The sequence below is a fragment of the Halorubrum sp. CBA1229 genome, assembly GCF_003721435.2.
Lineage (GTDB): Archaea > Halobacteriota > Halobacteria > Halobacteriales > Haloferacaceae > Halorubrum.
This window is the reverse complement of record NZ_CP054585.1, coordinates 832,541-856,621: the sequence shown is the minus strand read 5'-3', so window position 1 is coordinate 856,621 and position 24,081 is coordinate 832,541. Positions and strand designations below refer to the sequence as shown.

Genomic DNA, 24,081 nt, shown 5'->3' with positions numbered 1-24,081 from the left:
CTCGCCTCTACTTATAAAACCTCGGCGTGCCGAGCGCCCTTCCGCCGCCCTCCGGATTTAGGTGGGTCGCGCCCGTGGATCGGTTACATGTACGCGACGACGGTGCTGACGGACTTCGTGGCCCAGCACTACCTCACGGTCCCCGACCCCGGGCCGGAGGGCGTGCCGCACTCCCACCACTTCGAGGTGGAGCTGACCTTCCGCGGCCCGGAGCTGAACCAGTACGACTACCTCGTCGACATCGACGACGCCGAGGGGGCGCTCGCCGACCTCGCCGACCGCTACCGCGACGAGCTGCTCAACGACCTCCCCGAGTTCGAGGGGCGCAACCCGAGCGTCGAGCGCTTCGCCCGGGTGGTCTTCGAGCGCGTGACCGACGCGGTGACCGACGACACCGTGACCGAGCTGGCCGTGACGGTCTGGGAGGACGACGCGGCCGCCGCGACGTACGACGCGCCGGTATGAGGGTCGGCCTCGCGCTGTACGGGAGCCTCGACGAGCGGTCGGGGGGGTTCCGCTACGACCGGAAGCTCGTCGAGGGGCTCCGTCGGGCCGGCGACAGCGTCGAGGTCGTCGAGCTCCCGTGGCGGGCGTACCCGCACGGGCTCCTCGACAACGCCAGCCCGACCATCAGGGACCGCCTCCGCGTCGACGTCGACGTGATGCTCCAAGACGAGCTCGCGCACCCCTCGCTGGTCCTCGCCAACCGCGACCTGCCGTACCCGATCGTGAGCGTCGTCCACCACCTGCGCGCGAGCGAGCCGCGCCGCCTCTCGCCGCTGTACCGCGCCGTCGAGCGCCGGTACCTCGCCACCGTCGACGGCGTCGTCTGCAACAGCGCGGCGACCCGCGACGCCGTCACCGCCCTCGGCGTCGACCCCGACGCCACCGTCGTCGCCCCGCCCGCCGGCGACCGGTTCGACCCTGCCATCGACGACGCCGCAATCGGGGAACGGGCGGACGAGCGCCCCCTCCGGGTCGCGTTCGTCGGGAACATCGCCCCGCGAAAGGGGCTGGACACGCTCGTCGAGGGGGTGGCCCGCGCCGAGGCCGCCGTCGAGCTCACCGTGGTCGGCCGAGCGGTCGACGAGGGCCACGTCGCGGATGTTCGGCGACTGGTCCGAGAGCGGGGGCTCGGCGACCGCGTGCGCTTCGCCGGTCGGCTGTCGGACGCCGACCTGGGCGACACGCTCCGCGAGAGCCACGTCCTCGCGGTCCCCTCGCGGTACGAGGGGTTCGGAATCGTCTACTTGGAGGGGATGAGCTTCGGCCTGCCGGCCGTCGCCTCCCGGGCTGGCGGCGCGGCGGAGACGGTCGCGGACGGCGAGACGGGCGTCCTCGTCGACCCGGACGACCCCGACGCCGTCGCCCGCGCGCTCGAGGGGTTCGCGGCCGATCCCGACCGGCTCGCCGAGATGGGTCGCGCCGCCAGACGACGGTACGAGCGCCACCCGAGCTGGGACGAATCCACGGCCCGCGTCCGCCGGCTTCTCGCCGACGTGGCGGGCGCGTCCGACGCGGTCGAGCCGGAGGTGGCGACGTGACGGGGGACGGGGACCGGTCCCGGGTCGATGGCGACGGTGCTCCCGGCGACGGCGCCCTCGGCGACGACGCTCTCGCCGACGATACCCTCGCTTTCCGGCGCTACCTCCGGGCGAAGCGGGCCGTCGACGACCGGGCGCTCGACCGGCGGCTCCTCGGGATCTTCCGCGAGCGACTCGCCGACGGCGCCGCGGCGAGCGAGGAACCGCTCCGCGTCCTCGAGGTCGGGGCCGGGATCGGGACGATGATCGCCCGGTTGATCGACTGGGACGTGCTTCCGCCGGGCGAGACGCGGTACGTCGCCGTCGACCGCGACGCCGGGACGCTCGCCGGGCTCGAGCCGTTTCTGCGAGCGTGGGCGGCCGACCGCGAGGGGTCGATCGTCGTCTCCGACGCTGACGGGAGCGCCGACGGCGACGCGCTCGTCGTCGAGACCGACGCGCGCACGGTTCGGGTCGAGCCGGTCGCCGCCGACGCGGTCGCGTACGCGGCGGAGCGCGCGAGCGAGTGGGACGCCCTGATCGGGATGGCGCTGCTCGACGTGCTCGACCTCGACGGGCTCGGGAGCCTCCTCGACGCGCTCGCGCCCGGCGGAACGTACTACTTCCCGATCACGTTCGACGGCGGGACGCGCTTCCGCCCGTCGCACCCGGCCGACCGGGCGATCGAGCGCCGCTACCACGCGCACATGGACGCCAAGCCCGGGGGGAGCAGCCGCGCCGGCGGCGACGCCGTCGAGCGGCTCCGCGAGATCGAGAGGGCGTCGCTCCTCGGCGTCGCCGGCTCGGACTGGGTGGTCCGGCCGGTCGAGGGGCGGGACCGGCGGTCCGCTCCCGACTCCCGCTATCCCGACGACGAGGCGTTCTTCCTCCGGCACATCCTCGGCACCGTGGAGGCGGCGGTCGGCGAGGTGATCGACGGGAGCGTCGGGGAGTCGCCGGAGGACGGCGGGATGAATTCGGAGGACGACGGTGGAAATCCGGAGAACTCGGACGTCGACCCGACCGCGGCGCTCGACGACTGGCTCGATAGCCGGCGGCGACAGGTCGACGCCGGCGAGCTCGTCTACCTCACCCACCAGCTCGACCTGCTCGGCCGGGTCGATCCGGAGCGGGAGCGCGCCTCTTCGGCCTGATCAGGCCGCCTCGATCGAGTCGAGCAGCCGGCACTTCCGGCAGACGTCGCGGCTCGTCTTCGAGCCGCAGCGCTCGCACTCGCCGAGGTCGGGCGAGTCGTCGGCGGCGTCGCCCCCCTCGCGGTACGCCTCGGCGGCGAGCGCGGAGAGCTCCTCGTAGCCGGCCATGATCGAGTGGCGGGCGCCGGGGTGGTTCTCCTCTAGCTCGTGGATCGTCGACTGGATCTCGCCGCGGTACGCCTCCGAGGAGTGGGGACACTCGGCCATATGTGTCGGGAGGTCGCGGACGTGACAGTAGAGGGCGATCTCCTTCTCGGGCACGTCGCGGAGGGGCTTGGCGCGCGGGACGAACGCGTCGGTCTCCTCGCGCTCGTCGAAGGGACCGAGCGAGGCGTCGAAATGCTTCGCCACCTGGCGGACGTCGCCCTCGAGGAAGTTCATCATCGCCGTCTGGGCCTCGTCGTCGAGGTTGTGGCCGGTGAGCAGCTTGTCGGCGTCGAACTCGGCGGCGTACTCCTCGAGCAGGTCGCGGCGGAACACGCCGCAGTACGCGCAGGCGGCCATGTTCTCGGGGTCGTCCTCGACGACGTCGTCCATCCGCACGTCGAACTCCTCCTTGTAGGAGACGACCTCGTGGCGCAGCGAGAGCTCCTCGGCCAGCTCGATCGTGGCGTCGATGCTCTCGTCGCGGTACCCCTCGATCCCCTCGTGGATCGTCAAGGCGAGCATCTCGACGCGGGGGTCCTCGCCGAACACGTCGTCTAAGATCCGGGTCAGCGCGACGCTGTCCTTCCCGCCCGAGAGGCCGATCACCCAGCGGTCGGGATCCTCGGGCGTCGCCTCCGGATCGAGGAGGGAGTCCTCGCGGATCCGGCGCTTCACGCGCTTCTCGACCGACCGGCGGAGGTGGTGGCCGCAGAGATGCGCCCCGGAGTAGGCGGCGTGGTGGACGGCGTCGGCCCCGCACTTGTCGCACTCCATCGGTGTCGGGTTGCGGACGCGCGCTGATACCCGTTTCGGGCCGCCTACGTGAGAGCGGGGGCGGGATCGGATGGAAGCGAGACCGACGGAAGCGCTTCAGAAGCCCCAGTCGCTTACTTATAAATGAGTGATACTGGATCGACGGCGAACGCCTCCGAAGCCCCAGTCGCTTGCTTATAAATGAGTGATACTGGATCGACGGCGAACGCCTCCGAAGCCCCAGTCGCGAGGACTGCGCACGCTCGCTGCGCGCTTCGGTCGCTCGCGCCGCTCGCTCCCTCCAGTGCTTGCGTCGCCTGCGCAGTCCTCGCGACTGCCCCTTCGAGTCCCGCCCCGGACAGCCACCGCCGGAAGACGTTCCTGCTCGCTCACTGCGTTCGCTGCGCGGGCTGCGACTTCCGTGCTCCCGCTCGCGTTGCTCGCGGGACCGCACCTCATACCTCCCCAGCCTCGTCGGTCGTCCTCCGCGCTGCTCCGGACGACCGACTCCCTCGCGCAGGCTGCTCGCGCCCGGTGGGCGCTCGCAGGTGCGCACCACCGCGGTCGGTTTAAATAAACGTCCGACGTCGATGTCGACAACCCCGGGCGCGTTGTCGCCGGTTCCGACACGGGTTTGTCGTCGGCGCGGTGCCTCCGAGTCGTGACCGACTCGCCGACCGGCGTCGACCGCGACCCCGATCCCCGCCCCCTCCGCGAAGACCCGCCGGCGGAGAGCCTCCGGACCCGGCTGTGGCGCCACGGCTTCAACCTCCTGCCCTCCTATCGCGGGACCGGCGCCCGCGTCGACCACATCGGCGCCGACTGGCGGTTCGTGCGGATCAGGGTGCCGTTCACCTGGCGCACCCGCAACGCGGTCGGCACGATCTTCGGCGGGAGCCTCTACGCCGCGATCGACCCGGTGTACATGACGATGCTCCGGCGGGTCCTCGGCGACGGCTTCACCGTCTGGGACAAGTCGGCCGCGCTCGAGTTCATCGAGCCCGGGCGCGACACGTTGTACGCCGAGTTCGAGCTGCCGCCCGCGGAGACCGACGCGATCCGCGACGCGCTCGGTCCCGGCGAGTCGACCGATCGGCGGTACCTCGTCTCGCTCGTCGACGAGGCGGGGACCGTCCACGCGGCCTGCGAGAAGACGCTGTACGTGCGGCGGGACGCGTGAGGCGCGGTCGTCAGTCGCTCGCGGGGGTTTCGCCGGCGACCTCGTCGAACGGCGACACCGCGATGACGAGCCGGTCGTCCGCGGTGGTGCTCACCAGCTTCGACTCCGCGAACGTCGTCCCGTCCGCGCGGAGCCCCTCGCTCGTCCCCGTCCACCGTTCGCCCTCCATCACCGCGGGGATGACGTGGCTCCGGATGTGTTCGATCTCCGCGTCCGGGTGGAGGCGCTGCCAGGGCTCGCCGACGAGCTCGTCCGGGTCGTAGCCGTACAGCTCCCCGTACTCCTCGCCGACGAACTCGAAGGTGCCGTCGGGGGCGACCGTACAGACCCCGTCGAGCGCAACGTCGGTCGCGGGATCGACGCCGTCGGTTCCAGCCTGCACTTGGCCCGTCCCGAAGCTTCCGCCCTCGCCGTCGACGGCGTGCTCGACCCGACGCAGGAGCGCGGTGTATCCGTCGGCGCCCCCGCGCTTGTTGACGTAGTCGCTGACGCCGGCGCGGACCATCTCGGCCGCGATGGCGTTCGGATCGGTCGCGGAAAAGAGGAGGAAGGGGAGGTCGGGCTCGGTCTCCCGCGCGGCCGAGAGGAGCTCGACCCCGGTGCGACCGGGCATGTCGTAGTCGCTCACGACGCAGTCGAACGCCTCGCGTTCGATGCGGTCCAACGCGGTCTCGGGGTCCGTCTCGGCGACGGCCTCGCAGTCGATCCCGTCGTCGCGTTCGAGGTACGCCGCGACGAGCGCGGCGAGCCCCGGCTCGTCGTCGACGCAGAGCACTCGAAGGGATGGGTCGGTCATATCTCCGCGTCGGCGACCCCCGCCTAAACCGATTCCTCCCCGATGCTCAGGTCTGATACTGGGATCCCGACCTATTCGACGCGAGGGCGGTCCCGGCGTCCGGTGCGCGAGAGCCTCGTCTCAGGCGGTCGCGCCCGCGACGAGGCTCTCTCGGACGGTCTCGACGAACCGGTCCGGGTGTTCGACGTGCGGGAGCAGCCGCGCGCGGTCGAAGACGACGAGCCGCGCGCCGGACTCGTCGGCGAGGTCGCGGCCGTCCGCGAGGGGGCTCACCTCGGCCTCGCGCCCCCAGACGATCGTCGGCGGCACGTCGAGGTCGGCGAGCGCGGCCGCCAGGTCGAGGTCGCTGTTGAGGTAGCCGGAGACGAAGGAGGCCGGCGCGAACCGGGCGTTCTCGACGTGGGTCGTCCGCCACTCGTAGTCGGTCCACTCCTCGCTCGGGTTCGTCGGATCGTCGTAGCCGTGGTCGGCGTTGAAGTACCGGATCGACGGCTTCGACGCGATGACGTTGAACAGCGCGTCCCCGACCAGCGGGGACCGGAGCAGCTCGCGGAGCCACGACTTCGGCGGGCTCGGCCCCGCGGTGCTCGTCGGACAGACGCCGACGAAGCCGCGCAGGCCGACGCCGTCGTCCCCCGAGCCCTCCCCGGTCGCCGCCGAGGCGGCGTACGCGGCCGACAGCGACGAGGCGACGACGGCCGGCTCGTGGAGGTCGGCGAGGAAGTCCCGGACGAAGTCCTCGTACAGCGCGGCGGAGTACCGCAGCGGCGGCCGGTCGGAGCGGCCGTACCCCGGGAAGTCCGGCGCGATCACGTGGTAGTCGGCCGCCAGGTCGTCGAACACCGCGCGCCACTCGCCGGAGGAGCCGGCGGCGTTGATCCCGTGGAGCAGCGCGAGGTCCGGGTCGTCCGGGTCTCCCGCCTCGGTGAACGCCACGTCCATCCCGCGCCAGCGGAAGACGCCGTCGTCGCCGTCGAGCGGGGCCTCTAGCTCTCCCTCGTACCGGAGCCCGGTGTTGAGGGCGGCGAGCGCGCCGACGCCGAGGAGGGCGGTCCCGGCGAGGTTCCTGAGCTTCATGGAAACCTGTTGGTCCGCTGGCGACTTATACCTCGTGGCCCGACCGGGCGGTCGCGCCGCCGTCCGTCGCCGCCCGCCCGTTGCTGCCCGGCCGTCGCCGCTCGGTCGGTTACTCCCGGTCCGTTTCTACGCAGTCGACGATGGGGGCGACGACCTCGGCGGCGACGCTGTACGGGTCGGTCTCGCGCCGGCGGACCGCCTCGGCGAGCCGGTCGACCCCGCCGCGCCGTTCGATCTCGTCGGCCGCCAGCGCGCCGACGTCCGAGCGCACGAGCGTCCGGATCTCCTCGGCGTAGCGCCGGCGCTTCGTCGCCTCGATCTCGCCCGACTCCCGGAGGTGCGCGGCGTGGGCGTCGAACGCCGCGATCAGCTCGTCGACGCCCTCGCCCGTGTTCGCGACCGTCCGGAGCACCTCGGGGGTCCACTCGTCGGCGTCCGAGTCGCCGTCGCCCTCGGAGTCGCCCGAGTCGTCGAAGCGATCCGGGTCGTCCGGGTGCTCCGGCGCGTCGAACCCGTGATGGCCCGTCTCCAGCCCCTTCGTCGGTCCCTCGCGCCGGTGGACCATCTCCTCTAGCTCGGCGAGGGTGCGCTCCGCGCCGTCCATGTCGGCCTTGTTGACGACGAACACGTCGCCGATCTCTAAGATGCCGGCCTTCAGCGTCTGCACGTCGTCGCCGGAGCCGGGCTGGACGAGTACCGCGACCGTGTCGGCGGTCCGCACCACGTCGACCTCGTTCTGGCCGGCGCCGACCGTCTCGATGACGACGACGTCCTTCCCGAAGGCGTCGAGCGCCTTCACGGCGTCCGCGGTCGCCATCGAGAGCCCGCCGAGCTGGCCGCGCGCGCTCATCGACCGGAAGAAGACGTCCATGTCGCCGACGTTCGATCCCATCCGGATCCGGTCCCCGAGCACGGCGCCGCCGGTGTACGGCGAGGAGGGGTCGACCGCGACGACGCCGACGGTGTCGCCGCGCTCGCGGTAGGCGGCCGCCAGCTTGTCGACGAGCGTCGACTTCCCGGCGCCGGGCGAGCCCGTGATCCCGATCACGTCCGCGCCGCCGGTGTGCTCGTGGAGCGCGGAGACGATCGCCCGGTGGCCAGCGGCGCGGTCCTCGATCCGGGTGATGACGCGGGCGAGCGCCCGGTGGCTCCCGGCGAGCAGCTCCTCGACGAGCTCGGCGTCGCGGTCGTCCAGCTCCGGGGCTCCCGCCGCCGACCCGTCGCGTTGCGGCCCGTCCATCTACGCTCGCTCCGGCACGTTGTTCCGGATGAACTCGATCGTCTCCTCCATCGGCGTGCCCGGCCCGAACACCTCGGCGACGCCGAGCTCCTTGAGCTCGTCCTCGTCGTCGTCGGGGATGATCCCGCCGACTAGGATGAGGGTGTCCTCGAAGGCGTCGTACTCTTTTAACCCCTCTATCACCTTCGGCACGAGGGTGTTGTGCGCGCCCGAGAGGATCGAGATCCCGAGCACGTCGACGTCCTCTTGGACCGCCGCCTGCACGATGTCCTCGGGCGCGCGGTGGAGCCCGGAGTAGACGACCTCGAAGCCGGCGTCGCGGAACGCCCGCGCGATCACGTGTGCGCCCCGATCGTGGCCGTCGAGCCCGACCTTCGCGACCAGACACCGGATGGCCCGCTCCTCCTGTTCGACGCTCATGTCGGGTACTGCGTCGCCCCACCGCTTGACTCTAACGGACGATCGGGTGGGATTCGCCGACCCGATCGCGGGCGGATCCCCGGACCCCGGCTTCCGCGACCGACGCGTTGAACGCGCGGCGCCCCTCAGTAGAGGTATGACCGGTGATCCTCACGCCGACCGCCTCCCGGCCGGGACGCGGATCGGCCGCGCCGCGCTCCGCGTCGCCGACCTCGGCGAGACGACCGCCTTCTACCGCGACGTCGTCGGCCTCGCGGTCCTCGACCGCGACGGCGACGAGGCCGTCCTCGGCGTCGGCGACGAGGAGCTGCTCGTCCTGCGACGCGACCCGGACGCCCCCGAGCGCGGCCCCACCGACGCCGGACTCTTTCACACGGCGTTCCGGGTCCCCTCCCGAGCCGCGCTCGGCGAGGCGCTGGGCCGGGTGCGCGACCGCTGGCGGCTCGACGGCGCCTCCGACCACCTCGTCAGCGAGGCGCTCTACCTCGACGACCCGGAGGGGAACGGCGTGGAGATCTACCGCGACCGCTCCCGCGAGGAGTGGCCGCTCGCCGACGACGACACGGTCCGGATGGCGACCGAGCCGCTCGACGTCGAGGAGGTCGCCGCGGCGGCGGGCGGGGAGTCGGGGGAGGCGTCGGACTCGTCCGTCGACCGCGTCCCGCCCGGCACCGACGTCGGCCACGTCCACCTCGAGGTCACGTCGCTGTCGGCGTTCGAGGCTGTGTACGTCGACGGGCTCGGCTTCGAGGTCGGCATGACCGGACCCGACGTCCGGTTCGTCGCCGCCGGCGGCTACCACCACCACCTCGGCGCGAACACGTGGCGGGGCCGGACGAGGCCGGCGTCCGGGCACGGGCTCGCGTGGTTCGAGGTAGTCGTGCCGGACGACGCCGCGCTCGACGCGGTGCGGACCCGACTCGACGCGGTCGCGTCCGACGGCGCCGTCGAGTTCGCCGTCGAGGAGCGGGAGGGCGGGATCGCGGTTATCGACGGCGACGGCATCGAAGTGCGGATTCGGGCCGAACCGGAGTAAGCGTTCGTCGACCTCGGGGCACGCGTCCGCCGGCCGTCGGCGTCGCGACGGTCTCAATTTCGAACGCTCGGTATGTTGTATGTCTCATTTTGGGTTAAAAATATATGTCATTAAAATATATTTACTTATCGTCCTGTCGGATACAGGACCAAGGGTGTCCGTAATGTCCACAAACGACCCACCCGAACTGGAGAAGATCCCTGGTATCGGCCCCAAGCGAGCGAAGGCGCTCCGCGTCGCCGGCTACGAGACGCTCGACGACCTGGAGGCGGCCACGGAGGAAGACCTCCGGGACGTCGCGATGTTCGACGACATCCTCGCTCGCGACATCAAAGCGACAGTCAGTCCGGCCGCCGACGACCGCGTCGCGGTGAAACAGCCCAACGCCGTCACGCCGGACGACTGGCGAGTGACCGATCGACAACTGCACCACATCCGAACGCTGTCCGACGACGTGCCGCTGGATCTGGAGGGATCGACGGCCCTCGACGTTCGCGACCAGCTGGAGTTCGCGATCGATCCCGACCTGCTGGGCTTCCGGCGGGTCTGCGGACGCGTCGTCACCTACGATGCGGAAACCGACGAGTACCATCCCGTCCCGAACGCGACCGTCCACGTCGAGGACACCGACTGCTCGTTCCTCTCTTATTTCCCGTCGGACCTCGGCTACGGCTGGTTCTTCCCGTTCGACTGCACGCGGGAGACGGTCGCGACGACGACGACCAACGAGTGCGGGGAGTTCTGCGTCCACGTCCCGCGCTGGGACATCGACCGCGTCCTCAGCTTCCGCCGCGAACGCGTCTGTCTCCCCGAGATAGCCCGTCCCCGGCTCCGGGACGTGCTCGAACGGCCCGAGGTGTTCCCGGACCCGGTGATCCCGCCGGACCCCCGACCGCGACCCGATCCGTCTCCGCGGCCGCGACCCGACCCGTCCCCCCGGCCCGGGCGGCTGTTCGATCCGGGCGCGTTCGAGCGCACGGCCGAGCTCGTCGGCGAGGACATCGCGCTGCGGCTCGGCGCGGGCTCCGAGCGCGGTGCGTTCGGCGATCTCGAGCCCGAGACCGCGGCGCTACTCGATCGGCCGGCGTTTCCCGACCCCCCCGAGCCGCCGCTGCCGAAGGGGTTCGCCCGCCCGGATCCCGACGAACGAGTCGAACTGCTCGGGGACGAGATCCCTGTCGATTCCGAGATCCTCGCCGCGATCGACCCCGACCGGCTTGCCGGTCCATTCCTCCGGTGTCGGGACGTGTCCGTGCCGGAGTGGCGGACCATCGTCGACGTGCCCGACATCACCTTCCGCGTCACGCAGGACGTCGACGGCGACGGGACGCCGGAGACGATCTACTCGGAGGGGTACTTCGACGTCCGCTGGGACGAGGGCGGCTCCCTGGACGTCGACCTCGTCGCCGACGACAACGCGAACTCGATCCCGACCTGCGACGGGCTCACGCCCGAGAACGTCGAGTGCGAGACGCCGTCCATCGAGTCCATCGGTCTGATGCCGACCCGGAGCCCGATCTACGACGACGCCACCGGCTACGCCCGGCGGATCAACCGCCCGAAACCGCCCGGCTCGTCCACCGGCCGGCCCGACGGCACCGCCCCGTTCGCCGGAACGCTACAGCTACACGGCTGTCACCGCTTCGAGGAGGCGGCCTACTACCGGGTGCTGTACTCCTACGAGGGGGGCTCCGAGCGACCGTTCACCGGCCACGAGTGGCACGTGCCGGCGATCGGCCGCGACCCGGTTCACGTGCAGCCGACCGGGACCGACGGCTGGTACCCGATCCTCGATGTGCCGTATCTGGAGTCGTGCTACGGCGAGACGCTCAACGACAACCCGCTGTTGTTCCCGTTCTGGGTGCTGAACTGGAACACCCGCGGCTACCGGAACGGAACCTACGAGGTGCGGCTCCAGCTCGCCGACTCGGACATGGAACCTCTGTCGACTTCGCCCGCCTCGACGATCACGGTCGACAACCGGGCGCCGGACCTCGAGCTCACCGACCTCGCTTGGGGACCGATGTCGGAACGGCCCGAGGAGTGGGACAACGACATCACCGAGTCGTGTCCGCGGATCGAGCGACCGGCCGGGGAAGACATCGGTATCCGCGTGTCCTTCAGAGCGTGGGGCGAACACTTCCGGAGCGTTCGAGCGTCGGCGCACGGCTGCGGCCGGAATCCGCCGGTGACTCAGCCGTCGTCGAGCGGCGGTCCGTCAAACCGGTACTCGTACTGGCACCAGTCGGTCGGCGATCGGAGCCGCAAACAGACCGTCGTGTTCGAGGTGCCCGCCGGCTACCAGCAGGGCGCCTACCGGATCCGACTGCGGGCCGTCAGTCGCGCCTTCAATCCCGCCGGCGGCGGCAGGGGCCCGTCCACGAACTGGGAGTACGACGGCGACTACGTCGACTCCCACCTCAACCGACAGATAAGCATCACGGACGCGTAGCGTCCCCGGACGCGCGAGCCGTCTCGAGGCTCGGTCGGATCGCCGGAGTCAGACCGGCGACCGGCGATTTTTCGATCGGCGAGGCCTTCCAGAAGCGACCGGTCGCGTACCGCTCGCCGCCGTCCTCGCCGAACCGCTCGTCGAAGACGGCGACCACGCGGCGCTCGACCTCGTCGCGGATCGCGCGGACCTCCTCGATCGGGCGTTCGCCCGGGTCGTCGAGGTGCCAGTCGTCGGTGTCGACCCCGTCCAGCTCCAGCGTCGCACAGCCCATCGTGGCGACGAAGTCCGAGGCGGCGAGCGCCTCCTCGGAGACGTGTCCCGGCTCTCGTCCGTTCACGCCGAGGCCGACCCCCGCGATCGCCTCGACGACGACGTCGTTCAGTAGATCAGCTCGTCGTCGCTCTCGATCATGTACAGCGTCCGGGCGGCGATGTTGACCCCGTGGTCCCCGACGCGTTCGAGGTCGCGGATCGCCAGCAGGGCGTGGGATATCTCGTCGAGCGTGTCCGCGAGTCGGTCCGGGTCCGGCTCCTCGGTCCCGTCCGCCTCGGTGCGGGCGCGGTCGGCCTCGAGCAGGCTCCGCACGACCGCCTCGCTGGCCCGGCGGCAGCGCTCGTCGAGGTCGTCGTCCCGGGCGTCGATCTCCCGACAGGCCTCGGCGTCGGACGCCTCGTAGGCCGCGACCGCGTCCGCGACCATCTCGCCGGCCGCGTCGCCGAGCTCACGGAAGTCGACGGCCGGGTGGATCCCGCCGTCGTCGCCGCCGTACTCGGCGATGTTCGTCGCCAGGTCGCCGACGCGTTCGAGATCGGTGATGATCTTGAACGACGCCGTCACCAGCCGGAGGTCCCCGGCCACGGGCTGCTGGAGTGCGAGCAGCTCCGTGCACTCCTCCTCCAGTTCGAGGTACCGGGCGTTGATCTCGTGGTCGCCGTCGATCACCTCGGCGGCGAGGTCGTCGTCGCCCGTCTCGGCCGCGCGGAGGGCGGTCTCGTACCGGTCGAGGACCAGGTCGCCCATCGCGACCACGTCGCTCCGGAGCTGCTCGAGCCGCTCCTGGTAGTTCTCGCGGGGCATCTACCCGAACTTCCCCGTGATGTAGTCCTCGACGCGCTGTTCCTCGGGGTCCTCGAAGATCTTGGTGGTGTCGTCGTACTCGACGAGCCGCCCGCCCGTGAGGAAGACGGCGGTCCGGTCGGAGATGCGCGCCGCCTGCTGCATGTTGTGCGTGACGATGATGACGGTGTACTCCTCCGCGAGGTCGTCGATGAGGTCCTCGATCTTCGAGGCCGCCACGGGGTCGAGCGCCGAGGTCGGCTCGTCCATCAGGACCACTTCCGGGTCAGGCGCGATGGCGCGGGCGATACAGAGCCGCTGTTGTTGTCCGCCGGAGAGGTCGAGCCCCGACGAATCGAGCTGGTCGTTCACCTCGTCCCACAGCGCGGCGGCCTTCAGCGACTCCTCGACGCGCTCGTCGACGTCGCCGTCGAACCCCTGGATCTTGAGGCCGTACGCGACGTTGTCGCGGATGGACTTCGGGAACGGGTTCGGCTTCTGGAACACCATCCCGATCTTCCGGCGTAAGGCGACCGGGTCGACGTCGTCGTCGTACACGTTCTTCCCGCCGAACTCCACGTCGCCCTCGACCCGGCAGACCTCGATCATGTCGTTCATCCGGTTGATACACCGGAGGAACGTCGACTTGCCGCAGCCCGAGGGGCCGATCAGCGCGGTCACCCGCTTCTCGGGGATCTCGATCGACACGTCGTCGATCGCCTGTTCGTCGCCGTAGAAGACGTCCAGGTCGCGCGCGGCGACTGCGGTCCCCCCGGTCTCCGCCGTTCGGCCGTTCGATCCGGTCTCTACGTCCGTCGTGATGAGCGAGTCGCTCGCTTCTGTTTCGGTGTTACTCATGTTAGTTCCCCCGTTCCGCGCGGTTCCGCAGCAGTATCGCCGTTCCGTTCATGCCGATGAGGATGATCAGCAGCGTGATAACGCCGGCCGCGACGACGCCGTACCGGAACTCCGCCTGCGGGAAGTTCGCCCACGCGTAGATCTGCATCGGCATCGCACTCAGCCGACTGAAGAGGCTGTCCGGCGCGCTGAACACCGTCGTCGCCGCCCCGATCATAATGAGCGGCGCGGTCTCGCCGATCGCCCGACCGAGCGCGAGGATCGTCCCGGTCAGAATCCCGGGTAACGCCTCCGGGAGGACGACGTTCTTCGTCGTCTGCCAGCGCGTCGCGCCCATCGCGTCCGACCCCTGGCGCAGGTCGTCCGGGACCGACCGGATCGCCTCCTGCGCCGAGATGATCGTGATCGGCAATATCAGGAGCGACAGTGTCAGCGAGGCCGTCAACGCGGTCCCGAGCCCGAACCCGAGCAGGTTCGCGAACAGCCCCAGTCCGAGCAGCCCGTACACGACCGACGGGATGGCGGCGAGGTTCGCGATGTTCACCTGAAGCAGCCGCGTCAGCGACCCGACGAGGCCGCTCCCCGCCGTGTACTCCTCTAAGAAGACGGAGGTCCCCACGCCGAGCACGAACGACAGCACCGCGACCAGCGCGATGATGATCACCGAGCCGACGATCGCCGGATACAGCCCGGCTTCGGCCGCGGTCCGCGACGGCGCCTCGGTGACGAACCCGGCGTCGAGCCACGGGTTCGGCGCCGGGAAGCCGAACGCCTCGACGAGGAACGCGCCGACGAGCGCGCCACCGACGAGGAGGACCGGCAGCGCCAGCCCGACGAGTCCCTCGCCGACGTCGATCGCGCGGTGGACGTAGACGAGGGTCGGCACGCCCGTCACGACGAGCACGATCAGCGCGGTGGGTCCGGGGATCCCGACGCTCCCGGCGAGGAAGCCGCCCGCGGTCGCGACGGCGAGCGGGACGCCGCCGGCGGCGACCGCAGCGGTCCGGCTCCCCCGGCCGGCGACGACGATTCCCCCGGCGACCGCGATCGGGACCGCGAGCGTCCAGAGGTAGATGATGAGGTCGGAGGGGTACGTGGTGACAACGCCGCGGAGGACCACGGCGACGACCAGACCGACGACGCCGACGGGGATCGCGGCGGTCGCCGCCCGCGGCGCCGGCCGCCAACGGCCGTACGCGTACAGCGCCGCGGCCGGGAACACCCCGAGCGTGTACGCGAGGAACCACACCAGCGGGTCGAACACTAAGAACAGCGTCCCCACGGCGAGGCCGATCGCGATCCCGCCGACGAGCCGGCCCACCAGCCCGAAGCCGACGGCGCCGACCCGGCCGCGGCTGCCGACGTACGCGAGGTACGCCGCGACCGGCATGGCGACGACGAAGAGGTACGCGAGCTGCCAGGTGAGCCGCGGGATCGACGCGACGAACGCCTCGATCGCGGTAAAAATCGACGCGACGGCGACGAGCCCCCCGCCGAGTGCGACGAGGGACCGCCGGGTCACCGCCGGGTCGCTCACGCTGTACAGGCAGAACGCGAGGAAGGGAACGACGAGGGTGACGAAGTACGTCAGCAGCCACTCCGGACTGGCGCTCGCCAGGTCGAAGGCGTCGATCGTGACGTAGACGAGCAGCACGCCGAGCGCGACGAGGCCGACCACGCTCGCGCCCAGCGAGAGGTACTCGAAGACGGCTCCGCGGACCCGGCTCACCTCGCCGAACCCGCCAACGTTCGCGTTTTCGGTGTCCGTCGCCATCAGTACTCCTCCCGGTACCGCTGTGCGATAATATCACTGATCACGTTCATGACGAGCGTCACCACGAACAGCGTGAGTCCGAGCGCGAACATCGAGTCGTACGGGATCGACCCGCCCGTGAGGTCCCCGCCGGCGATCTGCACCATGGCGACGGTGATCGTCATCCCGGAGTCCAAGAGGACGTCGGCGGGGTTGACGATCGGGATCCCGAAGGCGGCCTCTCTGACCGTCGGCATCCGCGCCTGCGCGCCCATCGCGACGACGACGATCATCGTCTCGCCGATGGCGCGGGACACCGCGAGGATGTACGAAGAGGCGATCCCCGAGATGGAGGCCGGGACCACGATCCCGGTCGACACCTCGAACTTCGTCGCCCCGAGTCCGTAGCCGGCCTGCCGGAGGTCGTCCGGGACCGCGCTCATCGCGTCCTCGGAGATGGACGACACCATCGGGATCGTCATGATACCGACCATGATCGACGCCGAGAGCGCGTTGAAGGTGCTCATCTCCGGGAACAGCGTCGCCTTCAGCGCCGGCGTGACGTACACCAGCGCGAAGTAGCCGTACACGACCGTCGGAATACCGGCGAGGATCTCTAAGAGCGGCTTCAGTATCGACCGCGCGTTCGGCGTCGCGTACTCGCTGAGGTAGATCGCCGTCAACGTCCCCACGGGGAGCGCGATGAACGCCGCCGTGATCGTCACGACGAGCGTCCCGATCAGCAGGGGGATAATGCCGAACGACTGCCCGCCGCCGGCCGGGTTCGGGCTCCAGTTGGTGCCGGTCAGGAACTCGGTTATCGGGATCTCTTGGAAGAACACCACCGCGTCCGACAGCAGCGTCACGAAGATCGCCACCGTCGTGAGCAGGGTGATCGCCGCGCACGCGGCGAAGAGCCCGCCGTAGGTTCCCTCCTTCAGTCGTCTGAGCCCGCTCCGCCGCTGGAGATCGGGGCTCTCGGTACTATCTGTCACAACCGGTCGGGTATCGAACGCTGTCGTAAATCAATACACCGGTTCATCGCGGACGTTACTCCTGCGCCCGCTCGATGGCGTCTTCGAGGAGCTCCATCTGCTCCTCCTGGGTCTCCTCGGTCGCGGGCACGTACCCGACGTCGCCGGCGACGAGGTCCTCGTTCGTCGTCTGCTCGACGAAGTACCGGGCGAACTCGGCGACGTGCTCCTTCCCGAGCGACTCGATCGACGGGTAGGTGAACAGCGGCCGGGAGAGGGGAGTGTACTCGCCGCTGGACGCCGTCTCGAGGCTGGGCTCGACCGGACCGTCGCCGTCGTCGATCCCGAGCGCCTTGAGCTGGTCGGGGTTCTGGAAGTAGTACGCGAAGCCGAAGTAGCCGATCGCGTACTCGCTGCCCGAGACCCCCTGCGCGATCGAGTTGTCCTGCTCGGTCGCTTGGTAGTCGCTGGTGTGACCGCGGTCCTCTAAGATGGCCTCGATGAAGTAGTCGTACGTCCCGGAGGTGTCGGCGGCGCCGAACCGCTCGATCTCCTCGTTCGGGAACTCGTCGCGGACCTCGTCCCAGGTCTCGACGGCGTCCTCCTCCCAGATCGTCGCCAACTCCTCGATGGTGAGCGAGTCGATCCAATCGGCCTCGGGGTTGACGACGACCGTGAGCGCGTCCGTCGCCGCGATGAGCTCGATGTACTCGACGCCGTTCTCCTCGCAGAGCTCCTCCTCTGCGGGCTGGATCTCTCGGCTCGCGTTGTTGAAGTCGGTGTCGCCGACACAGAAGTAGTTCGAGAACCCGCCGCCCGAACCCGTCGAGCTGATGTCGATCGAGAGCTGGTCGTGCTCGGCGGCGAAGTCCTCCGCGATCGCGCTCATCAGCGGGAAAACGGTCGAGGAGCCGGCGATGTTGATCGAGCCCGAGAGGCCGTCGTCTCCGCCGTCGGAACCGTCTCCGGAGCTCTGCGTACAGCCGGCGAGACCGAGGGCCCCGACACCGGCGAGCGCCGCAAGCGATTTCCGCCGCGTGATCCCCTCAGTCTCCGCGTCGTGGCTTGATGCCATCACCTGTCCGTGGACGTTTTTGAGTTAAATAGTATGCTATGAGGAGTACACCTCGGGACGTACCACTCGGGTGCGATATATACTCTATATAGTTCTCATCGGCGGCGGTCCGCCTGCGCCGGCGTAGAACGCCCCGCCCTCGTCGAAGTCCGGACCCGCTACTTGGGCGTATTTTTAAGACCCTCCGTGCGAAGACCGGGACGATGACCCCTCCGACGAACGGGAACCGGATCCGGCTCTCGCTCTCCCGCGAGGAGGCGTGGGTCGCGCACGCCGCCCTGCTCGACGCGGGCGCGGCCGCGGTGGACGCCGGCGACGACGCCCCCGCGCAGTGCCGACCGATCCGGCGCATCGAACGGGACCGCGCGCTCGACGCCGAGGGCGCCGAGCTCCTCCGCGACGCGCTGATCGACTACCTCGGCGACGCGCCCGTTCGCGACCGGGCGCCGGGGCGTGCGCTGTTGCGGCGGGTCGACGACGCGGTCGAGCCCCGGCCGCGATCGGGCCCGCGGGACGCGGGGCGCGGCGCCTGACAGATTTCGCTTTTAATTCGATCCAGCCTCCACCGCCTCGATCAGCAGCTCCGCGACGTCGACGATCTCCACGTCGTCCTCGAAGTCGCCGGTCTTCCGACCGTCCTCGAACATCGTCGTGCACATCGGGCAGGCGACGACGAACTTCTCGATTGCCCCGCCAGCGTCGGTGTCCTCGACCGCCTCGCGGAGGCGCTCCTCGCTCGGCTTCACGTCCTCCTCGTGTTCGGTCCAGAGCCCGCCCCCGCCGCCGCCGCAGCAGAAGGAATCGTCGTGCGAGCGCGGCATCTCGTAGAGGTCGGCGCCGGTCGCCCGGATCAGCTCGCGGGGCGCCTCGTACTCGTCGTTGTACCGGCCGAGGTGACAGGGGTCGTGGTAGGTGACGGTGTAGTCGAGCTCGCCGCCCGACAGGCCGAGTCGCCCCTCGTCGACTAACTCCTCGACCACCTGCGTCCAGTGGCGCACGTCGACCTCGCCGTCGGCGTTCCACGGCTCCTCGCGGTCGAACGGCATCATCGGGTCGTCCGCGAACTCCGCGAAGTCGACCTCGGGGTACTCGTTTTTGATGGTGTTGTACGAGTGCGGGTCGGTACAGACGATCGAGTCGAACTCGCAGTCCGCGAACGTCTCGACGTGGTGGCCCGCCAGTTCGAGGTAGAGGAACTCCTCGCCGATCCGGCGGATGTCGTTGCCGTCCGTCTTCTCGTCGTCGAAGAGGATGCCGAACGACACGTCGGCCTCCTCGAACAGGCGGGCGAGCGCGCGGGCGACCTTTTTATTCCGATCGTCGAAACTCGGGTAGTCGCCGACGTACCAGAGGTACTCCACCTCCGTCTCGCGGGCGTCCGGGACCTCGACGGCGTCGTCCAGTTCGTCCGCCCAGTCGCCGCGGGCCGACTGCGACTCGCCGAAGGTGTTCCCCTTCTGCATCACGTCCTGGAACACGTCCTGGAGGTTCGAGTCGACCGCGCCCTCGTCGACGAGCTGGCGGTTCAGCTTCGTGAACGAGGTGAGGTGCTCGATGTCGACCGGGCAGGCGTCCATACAGGCCATACAGGACATACAGGACTCCATCGACTCGCTGGCGATGACGCCGCCCTCGTCGGCGACGATTGGGACGGTGCCGCCGTCTGCGCTCGCGACGCCGCCATCGGTGGCCGCGTCGTCGGCTGCGCGGCCACCATCGGTCGCCACCGCTTCCCCGCCGCCGCTCCCCGCCACCGGGTCGTCGGTGACGGACTCGCGGTACGCTTTTAAATCGAGGATGACGTCCCGCGGGTCGAGGTTTCGACCGACCGTGTCGGCCGGACAGGCGTCGGTACACCGCCCGCACTTCGTGCAGGCGTCGCCGTCCATCAGCTCCTTCCAGGTGAAGTCCTCGATGGACTCGGCGTTCGTGTGGTCGAGGTCGGCCGGGACGTTCGGCAGCCGGGCGCCGGCCTTCTCGTCGCGGGCGACGACGTTCGCGAACGAGGAGATCATGTGGAACGGCTTCGCGTACGGGATCCACGCGATGAACGCGAACGCGAGCAGCGAGTGGCTCCACCAGACAACGGCGTAGATCGACTCGGCGCCGCCGGGCGTCAGCCCGGCCCACCGGAACCCGGCCGCCATCGCCATCCCGACGAAGCTCACCGTCTCGTCGGCGCGCGCCGGCTGGCCGACGATGCCGAGCGCCTGCACGACGAAGCCGCCGACGCCGAGCAGGAAGAGGGTCCAGACGAACGCGTCGTCCTCCAGCGAGGTGTGTTTCCCCCACAGCCGCCCGTCGCGCTCGCGGTAGCGGCGGACCATGGCCATGCCGACGCCGACGACGAACAGCAGGCCGAACGCGTCGACGACGAACTGGTAGGCCAGGTAGAAGTCGCCCACCCAGAACGACTCGCCCGCGATCGGGCGGTAGACGTCGATGTCGAACCCGAGGATCGTCGTCGCGACGAGCAGGGTGAGGAAGCCCCACAGCACGAACGTGTGCATCACGCCGGTGTACGCGTCCCCGTCGAACTGGTTCTCGTTCGAGAGCACGGTCCGCGTCGCCTCAACGGTCCGCGACGGGAGGTCCGACAGCCGGTTGCGGGGGTCCGCGCTCCCGCGGGCGTACGCGGCGAACCGGGCGTACACGCCGTAGCAGAACACGAGGATCGCGACCGCGGCGAGCCAGTAGAACGCGGCCTTCCCCACCGGACCGATCGTCCAGAACGTCTCCCGGGTGGCCGCCTGCAGCGGAGTCATGATCGATCAGGCGGATACGGCCCGGTTAAAACTTGCCACAACGCGGAGCGCGTCTCCCGGTTCGATCGGCTCGCGGGACGGCACGATCTCCCTGTCCATCCCCCCTGTCCAGCCCCGTCACTCCGGCGCCACTCCGGCCTCTCGCATGTACTCGTCGAGCTTTTCGGCGACGGCCCGGGCGAACGCGTCGTCGTTGACGTCGGCGTCCACCTCGATCACCTCGACGTCGTCGTCGACGCCGCGCCGGAGCGCGTCGAACAGCGCCGCGTCCGTCTCGGGGTCGTGGAACGCCTCGCCGGCCACGTCGAGCATCGAGACGCCGCCGAGTGGAAGCGCGAGCGCGGTCGGGCCGGTCGCGGCGTTCAGCTTCTCGGCGATGATCTCGCCGAGCTCGGCGCACTCCTCGGGGGTCGTTCGCATCAGCGTCACCTGCGGGTTGTGAACGTGGAACTGACGCCCTTCGAACCGCTCGGGAACGGAGTCGCGCGGACCGAAGTTCACCATATCGAGCGCGCCGGTCGAGACGACCTGCGGGATCCCCGCCTCCCCGGCCGCGTCGAGGCGGTCCGGCCCGGCCGAGAGCACACCCCCGACGAGTTCGTCGGCCCACTCCGTCGTGGTAACGTCGAGCACGCCGTCGATGACGCCCTCCGCCACGAGGTTCTCCATGGCGCGACCGCCCGTCCCGGTCGCGTGGAAGACGATCGTCTCGTAGCCCCACTCTTCGAGGTGCTCGCGGGCGGTCTGGACGCACGGGGTGGTCACGCCGAACATCGTGATCCCGATCGTTGGGCGCTCCTCGACCTCGACGTCGGGGTCGTTCGCGACCATCCCGACCATCGCGAGCGCCGCGTTGGCGATGACCCGTCGGGAGAGCTGATTGAGCCCCTCGACGTCGGCGACGGAGTACAGCATCGCGATGTCCGTGGCGCCGACGTAGGGCTCGGTGTCGCCGGAGGCCATCGTCGAGACCATCAGCTTCGGAACCCCGACCGGGAGCGCGCGCATCGCCGCCGTCGCGACCGAGGTGTTTCCGGACCCGCCGAGCCCCAACACGCCGTCGAGTTCGCCGGCCTCGTGCATGCGCGAGACCACGGCGGCCGCGCCCTCGCCCATCGCGTCGATGGCCTCGCCGCGGTCGGCCGCCTCGCGGAGCCGGTCGAGGGACGCGTCAGCGGCCGCGGCGACAGCGTCGGCCCCCGTGTCCGGCTCGAACTCAGGCTCGCCCATCACTCCGACGTCGACCACGTGGACGTCGACGCCCTGGGCGCGGAGGACGTCCCGGGCGAACCCGATCTCCTCGCCTTTGGTGTCGAGGGTGCCGACGATGACGACGCTCATCGCGGATCGATCTCCTTGAACTCGCGGGCCTGCTCCTCTATCGCCTCCTCGGTGGGGAGCCGCTCGATGCTGGAGGCGCCGAAGAAGCCGACGACGTCGTCGGTGTGTTCGAGCACGTACCGGGCGTCGTCGGGCCAGGCGATCGGTCCGCCGTGACAGATAACCATCACGTCCTCGTCGACCGATTTGGCGGCGTCGCAGTGGGCCTGGACGCGCTCGGCGGCCGTCTCCAGGTCCAGCGCCGTCTCGGCGCCGATGTCGCCGGAGGTGGTCAGCCCCATGTGCGAGACGACGACGTCCGCGCCGGCGCGTACCATCTCGCGGGCTTGGTCCTCGGTGAAGACGTACGGACACGTTACCATTCCGCGCTCGCTGGCCTCGCGGATCATCTCGACCTCCCGATCGTACCCCATCCCGGTCTCTTCCAGATTCCGTCGGAAGTCGCTGTCTTCGTCGATGAGGCCCACGGTCGGGAAGTTCTGGACGCCCGAGAACCCCTGCCGCTTGAGTTCTTCGATGAACACGCTCATCTCACGGAACGGATCGGTCCCGTTGACTCCCGCGAGCACCGGCGTGTCCTCCACGACCGGGATCACCTCGTGACCCATTTCGACGACGATCTCGTTGGCGTCGCCGTACGGGAGCAGCCCGGCCAGCGACCCCCGCCCGTTCATCCGGTAGCGTCCGGAGTTGTAGATGATGAGCAGGTCGACGCCGCCCCGCTCGGCGAATTTCGCCGAGAGCCCCGTCCCCGCGCCGGCGCCGATCACGGGGTCGCCGTCCGCGACGACTGATTCGAGTCGGTCGAGCGTCTCCGATCGGTCGAATTTCATGTGACGCGTCCGTCATCTCCCAGAATCATAATGAACGTTCGGGATATTCTCGCCGAGGGGAAGAGCGTCTCTGGGCCGGTCAGGGAACGGCCACGAGGGCGGCCGCGAACAGGCCGACCCCGACCCCCAGCGCGACCGCGTCCGTTCGCCCGAGCGCCAGCCGCGGGAGGGTCGGGTTCCACGCGAAACAGCGCGCGTTCAGCGCGGTCCCGAGCCGGTCCGCCCGGCCGAACGCCCGGTTGATCCCGGCGACGGCGACGAGCCGCACCCGGTCCCGAACCGGGAGCGCGTCGCCGCCGCGCGCGCGGATCGCTTCACGCGCGGTCAGCAAGTCCCGCTTCAGCAGGGGGAGGAACCGGAACACGAGCGCGACGCCCACGCCGAGGAACTGCCCCGCCCTCCCGGGAACCGTCCGCTGGAGCGCCGCCCGGGAGTCGCGGACCGGCGTCGACCGGACGTACCCCGCCGCGACGATCAGGATCAGCAGGACCCGGTAGCTCGCGAGCCCCGTGGTCGCGGCGCGGTCGGGGCGGAACCACGGCGCGCCGAGCGTCGCGCCCGCCACGAGGGGCGCGAGGGCGAGTACCGGAAGCGCGAACCGGTAGGTCCACACGTCGCGGAGGTCGCCCCCAGCGAGCCGCAGGAACCCGACCGCGAGGAGGGTGAGCGCCGCGAGCCCGCCGGGGGTCGTGTACGCGTACGCCGCGGCCGCGAACCCGGCCTGCGCGAGCAGCTTCGACCGCGGGTCGAGCCGGTGGGCGAGCGAGTCGCCGGGCGCGTACGAGAGCGTCACGGGTCCGAGGCGGGGGTTTCGTCGGGGCGGTCTCCGGTCGCTCCCGCGGGGACCCGCACGTCCAGTCCCGGCAGGTCCGCGACCGCCGCCTCCGGGGCGGCGTCGACCGCGACCCGCCCGTCCGCCAGCCCGACCACGCGGTCGGCGAGCCCGAGCACGTCGCGGAGGTCGTGGGTGACGACGACCACGCTCGTCCCCGCGCGGTGGCGGTCCCGGAGGCGGTCCACGACCGAGCGCCGAGCCGGCTCGTCGAGCCCGGTGAACGGCTCGTCTAAGACGAGGTGATCCGGCTCCATCGCCAGCGCGCCGGCGATCGCGACGCGCTCGCGCTCGCCGCCCGACAGCGACGCGATCCGGTCGTCCCCGCGCCCGGCCATGTTTACGGCGTCGAGCGCCGCCGCGACCCGGCGGTCGATCTCGTCGTGCGCGAGGCCGAGGTTCTCCGGGCCGAACGCGACGTCGGCGCCGACGGTGGCCGCGACGAGCTGGTCGCGGGGGTCTTGGAACACCATGCCGACCGCGGTCCGGGCGGCGACGAGGTCGCTCTCGACGGGCGTCCCGTTGACCGAGACCGTCCCAGAGTCCGGCGTCACGAGCCCGTTGAACGTCCGGACCAGCGTCGTCTTTCCGGAGCCGTTCGCGCCCGCGACGACGAGGAACTCGCCGTCCGGGACCGAGAGGGTCGCGTCGTCGACGGCCGTGACGCTGGCTTCGTCCCCGGAACCACCGCCGTACCGACAGGTGAGGCCGTCGACGTCGATCACGGCGCCACCTCCGCGTCGATCACGGCGC

Annotated in this window: 23 protein-coding genes; 7 read left to right on the top strand and 16 right to left on the bottom strand. The window is 70.4% G+C overall.

The features are described 5' to 3' along the window. Positions 1-87: 87 nt before the first annotated feature. From Hrr1229_RS04270 to Hrr1229_RS04260, 3 genes are read left to right on the top strand one after another with little or no spacing between them, the layout of a single operon-like run. Positions 88-465 carry a 6-carboxytetrahydropterin synthase gene (locus Hrr1229_RS04270; RefSeq protein ID WP_123114036.1) on the top strand — a complete coding sequence of 126 codons (378 nt, stop codon included), beginning with the start codon at positions 88-90 and terminating at the stop codon, positions 463-465. Then, entirely contained in the window at positions 462-1,544 is a 1,083-nt protein-coding gene (locus Hrr1229_RS04265; protein ID WP_123114037.1) for a glycosyltransferase family 4 protein, read from the top strand. Before Hrr1229_RS04270 ends, Hrr1229_RS04265 begins: the two co-directional genes overlap by 4 nt. Then, the gene (locus Hrr1229_RS04260) at positions 1,541-2,677 is read left to right on the top strand and encodes a hypothetical protein (protein ID WP_255212556.1); all 1,137 of its coding nucleotides are present in this window, start codon (positions 1,541-1,543) and stop codon (positions 2,675-2,677) included. Before Hrr1229_RS04265 ends, Hrr1229_RS04260 begins: the two co-directional genes overlap by 4 nt. Here the strand turns inward: Hrr1229_RS04260 and Hrr1229_RS04255 are convergent, their stop codons facing one another. Next, entirely contained in the window at positions 2,678-3,658 is a 981-nt protein-coding gene (locus tag Hrr1229_RS04255; RefSeq protein WP_123114038.1) for a TIGR00269 family protein, read from the bottom strand. 640 nt (positions 3,659-4,298) lie between these two features. Between Hrr1229_RS04255 and Hrr1229_RS04250 the strand changes: the two genes are divergently transcribed. After that, positions 4,299-4,817, top strand: a complete 519-nt coding sequence (locus Hrr1229_RS04250) for a DUF4442 domain-containing protein (RefSeq protein WP_123114039.1) — start codon at positions 4,299-4,301, stop codon at positions 4,815-4,817. 10 nt (positions 4,818-4,827) lie between these two features. On the opposite strand, the gene Hrr1229_RS04245 is transcribed toward Hrr1229_RS04250, so the two are convergent. The 4 genes from Hrr1229_RS04245 to Hrr1229_RS04230 form a co-directional block, all read right to left on the bottom strand. After that, entirely contained in the window at positions 4,828-5,613 is a 786-nt protein-coding gene (locus tag Hrr1229_RS04245) for a response regulator (RefSeq protein ID WP_123114040.1), read from the bottom strand. 120 nt (positions 5,614-5,733) lie between these two features. Next, positions 5,734-6,690: an alpha/beta hydrolase gene (locus tag Hrr1229_RS04240; protein ID WP_123114041.1), complete on the bottom strand. Its 957-nt coding sequence runs from the start codon at positions 6,688-6,690 to the stop codon at positions 5,734-5,736. A 109-nt stretch (positions 6,691-6,799) separates the two neighbouring features. Further along, the gene (meaB, locus tag Hrr1229_RS04235; protein ID WP_123114042.1) at positions 6,800-7,930 is read right to left on the bottom strand and encodes a methylmalonyl Co-A mutase-associated GTPase MeaB; all 1,131 of its coding nucleotides are present in this window, start codon (positions 7,928-7,930) and stop codon (positions 6,800-6,802) included. Beyond that, a complete protein-coding gene (locus Hrr1229_RS04230; protein WP_123114043.1) occupies positions 7,931-8,350 on the bottom strand; it encodes a cobalamin B12-binding domain-containing protein in 420 nt (139 codons plus the stop codon). It abuts the gene before it with no gap. Positions 8,351-8,486: 136 nt separating this feature from the next. On the opposite strand from Hrr1229_RS04230, the gene Hrr1229_RS04225 reads away from it, so the two are divergent. Next, entirely contained in the window at positions 8,487-9,386 is a 900-nt protein-coding gene (locus Hrr1229_RS04225; RefSeq protein ID WP_123114044.1) for a VOC family protein, read from the top strand. Between the two features lie 163 nt (positions 9,387-9,549). Next, positions 9,550-11,838, top strand: coding sequence for a helix-hairpin-helix domain-containing protein (locus tag Hrr1229_RS04220; RefSeq protein WP_158606079.1), 2,289 nt, complete (start codon positions 9,550-9,552; stop codon positions 11,836-11,838). On the opposite strand, the gene Hrr1229_RS18385 is transcribed toward Hrr1229_RS04220, so the two are convergent. The 6 genes from Hrr1229_RS18385 to Hrr1229_RS04190 are packed head-to-tail and all read right to left on the bottom strand — an operon-like array spanning position 11,825 to position 17,557. After that, complete coding sequence (locus tag Hrr1229_RS18385) at positions 11,825-12,178, bottom strand: hypothetical protein (RefSeq protein WP_321169505.1); 354 nt, start codon at positions 12,176-12,178, stop codon at positions 11,825-11,827. The two genes, Hrr1229_RS04220 and Hrr1229_RS18385, sit on opposite strands and share 14 nt — an antisense overlap. 41 nt (positions 12,179-12,219) lie before the next feature. Next, entirely contained in the window at positions 12,220-12,918 is a 699-nt protein-coding gene (gene phoU, locus Hrr1229_RS04210; protein ID WP_123114046.1) for a phosphate signaling complex protein PhoU, read from the bottom strand. Next, positions 12,919-13,755 carry a phosphate ABC transporter ATP-binding protein PstB gene (gene pstB, locus Hrr1229_RS04205; RefSeq protein WP_123114047.1) on the bottom strand — a complete coding sequence of 279 codons (837 nt, stop codon included), beginning with the start codon at positions 13,753-13,755 and terminating at the stop codon, positions 12,919-12,921. It abuts the gene before it with no gap. Between the two features lies 1 nt (position 13,756). Next, entirely contained in the window at positions 13,757-15,529 is a 1,773-nt protein-coding gene (gene pstA, locus Hrr1229_RS04200) for a phosphate ABC transporter permease PstA (protein WP_123114048.1), read from the bottom strand. Next, a complete protein-coding gene (gene pstC / locus Hrr1229_RS04195) occupies positions 15,529-16,503 on the bottom strand; it encodes a phosphate ABC transporter permease subunit PstC (RefSeq protein ID WP_123114049.1) in 975 nt (324 codons plus the stop codon). Before pstC ends, pstA begins: the two co-directional genes overlap by 1 nt. A gap of 55 nt (positions 16,504-16,558) precedes the next feature. Then, positions 16,559-17,557, bottom strand: coding sequence for a PstS family phosphate ABC transporter substrate-binding protein (locus tag Hrr1229_RS04190; RefSeq protein ID WP_123114050.1), 999 nt, complete (start codon positions 17,555-17,557; stop codon positions 16,559-16,561). A gap of 203 nt (positions 17,558-17,760) precedes the next feature. Between Hrr1229_RS04190 and Hrr1229_RS04185 the strand changes: the two genes are divergently transcribed. Beyond that, complete coding sequence (locus Hrr1229_RS04185; RefSeq protein ID WP_123114051.1) at positions 17,761-18,090, top strand: hypothetical protein; 330 nt, start codon at positions 17,761-17,763, stop codon at positions 18,088-18,090. 12 nt (positions 18,091-18,102) lie between these two features. Here Hrr1229_RS04185 and Hrr1229_RS04180 read toward each other — a convergent pair whose 3' ends face one another. The 5 genes from Hrr1229_RS04180 to Hrr1229_RS04160 form a co-directional block, all read right to left on the bottom strand. Next, positions 18,103-20,322: a (Fe-S)-binding protein gene (locus tag Hrr1229_RS04180; RefSeq protein WP_123114052.1), complete on the bottom strand. Its 2,220-nt coding sequence runs from the start codon at positions 20,320-20,322 to the stop codon at positions 18,103-18,105. A gap of 117 nt (positions 20,323-20,439) precedes the next feature. Further along, positions 20,440-21,663: a Tm-1-like ATP-binding domain-containing protein gene (locus tag Hrr1229_RS04175; protein WP_123114053.1), complete on the bottom strand. Its 1,224-nt coding sequence runs from the start codon at positions 21,661-21,663 to the stop codon at positions 20,440-20,442. Beyond that, entirely contained in the window at positions 21,660-22,496 is an 837-nt protein-coding gene (locus Hrr1229_RS04170) for a phosphoenolpyruvate hydrolase family protein (RefSeq protein ID WP_123114054.1), read from the bottom strand. Before Hrr1229_RS04170 ends, Hrr1229_RS04175 begins: the two co-directional genes overlap by 4 nt. A 79-nt stretch (positions 22,497-22,575) precedes the next feature. Beyond that, positions 22,576-23,289, bottom strand: a complete 714-nt coding sequence (locus tag Hrr1229_RS04165) for an energy-coupling factor transporter transmembrane protein EcfT (RefSeq protein ID WP_123114055.1) — start codon at positions 23,287-23,289, stop codon at positions 22,576-22,578. After that, on the bottom strand, positions 23,286-24,053 hold the full coding sequence (locus Hrr1229_RS04160; protein WP_123114056.1) for an ABC transporter ATP-binding protein: 768 nt from the start codon (positions 24,051-24,053) through the stop codon (positions 23,286-23,288). The genes Hrr1229_RS04165 and Hrr1229_RS04160 overlap by 4 nt, the downstream gene beginning before the upstream one ends. Positions 24,054-24,081 lie beyond the last annotated feature (28 nt).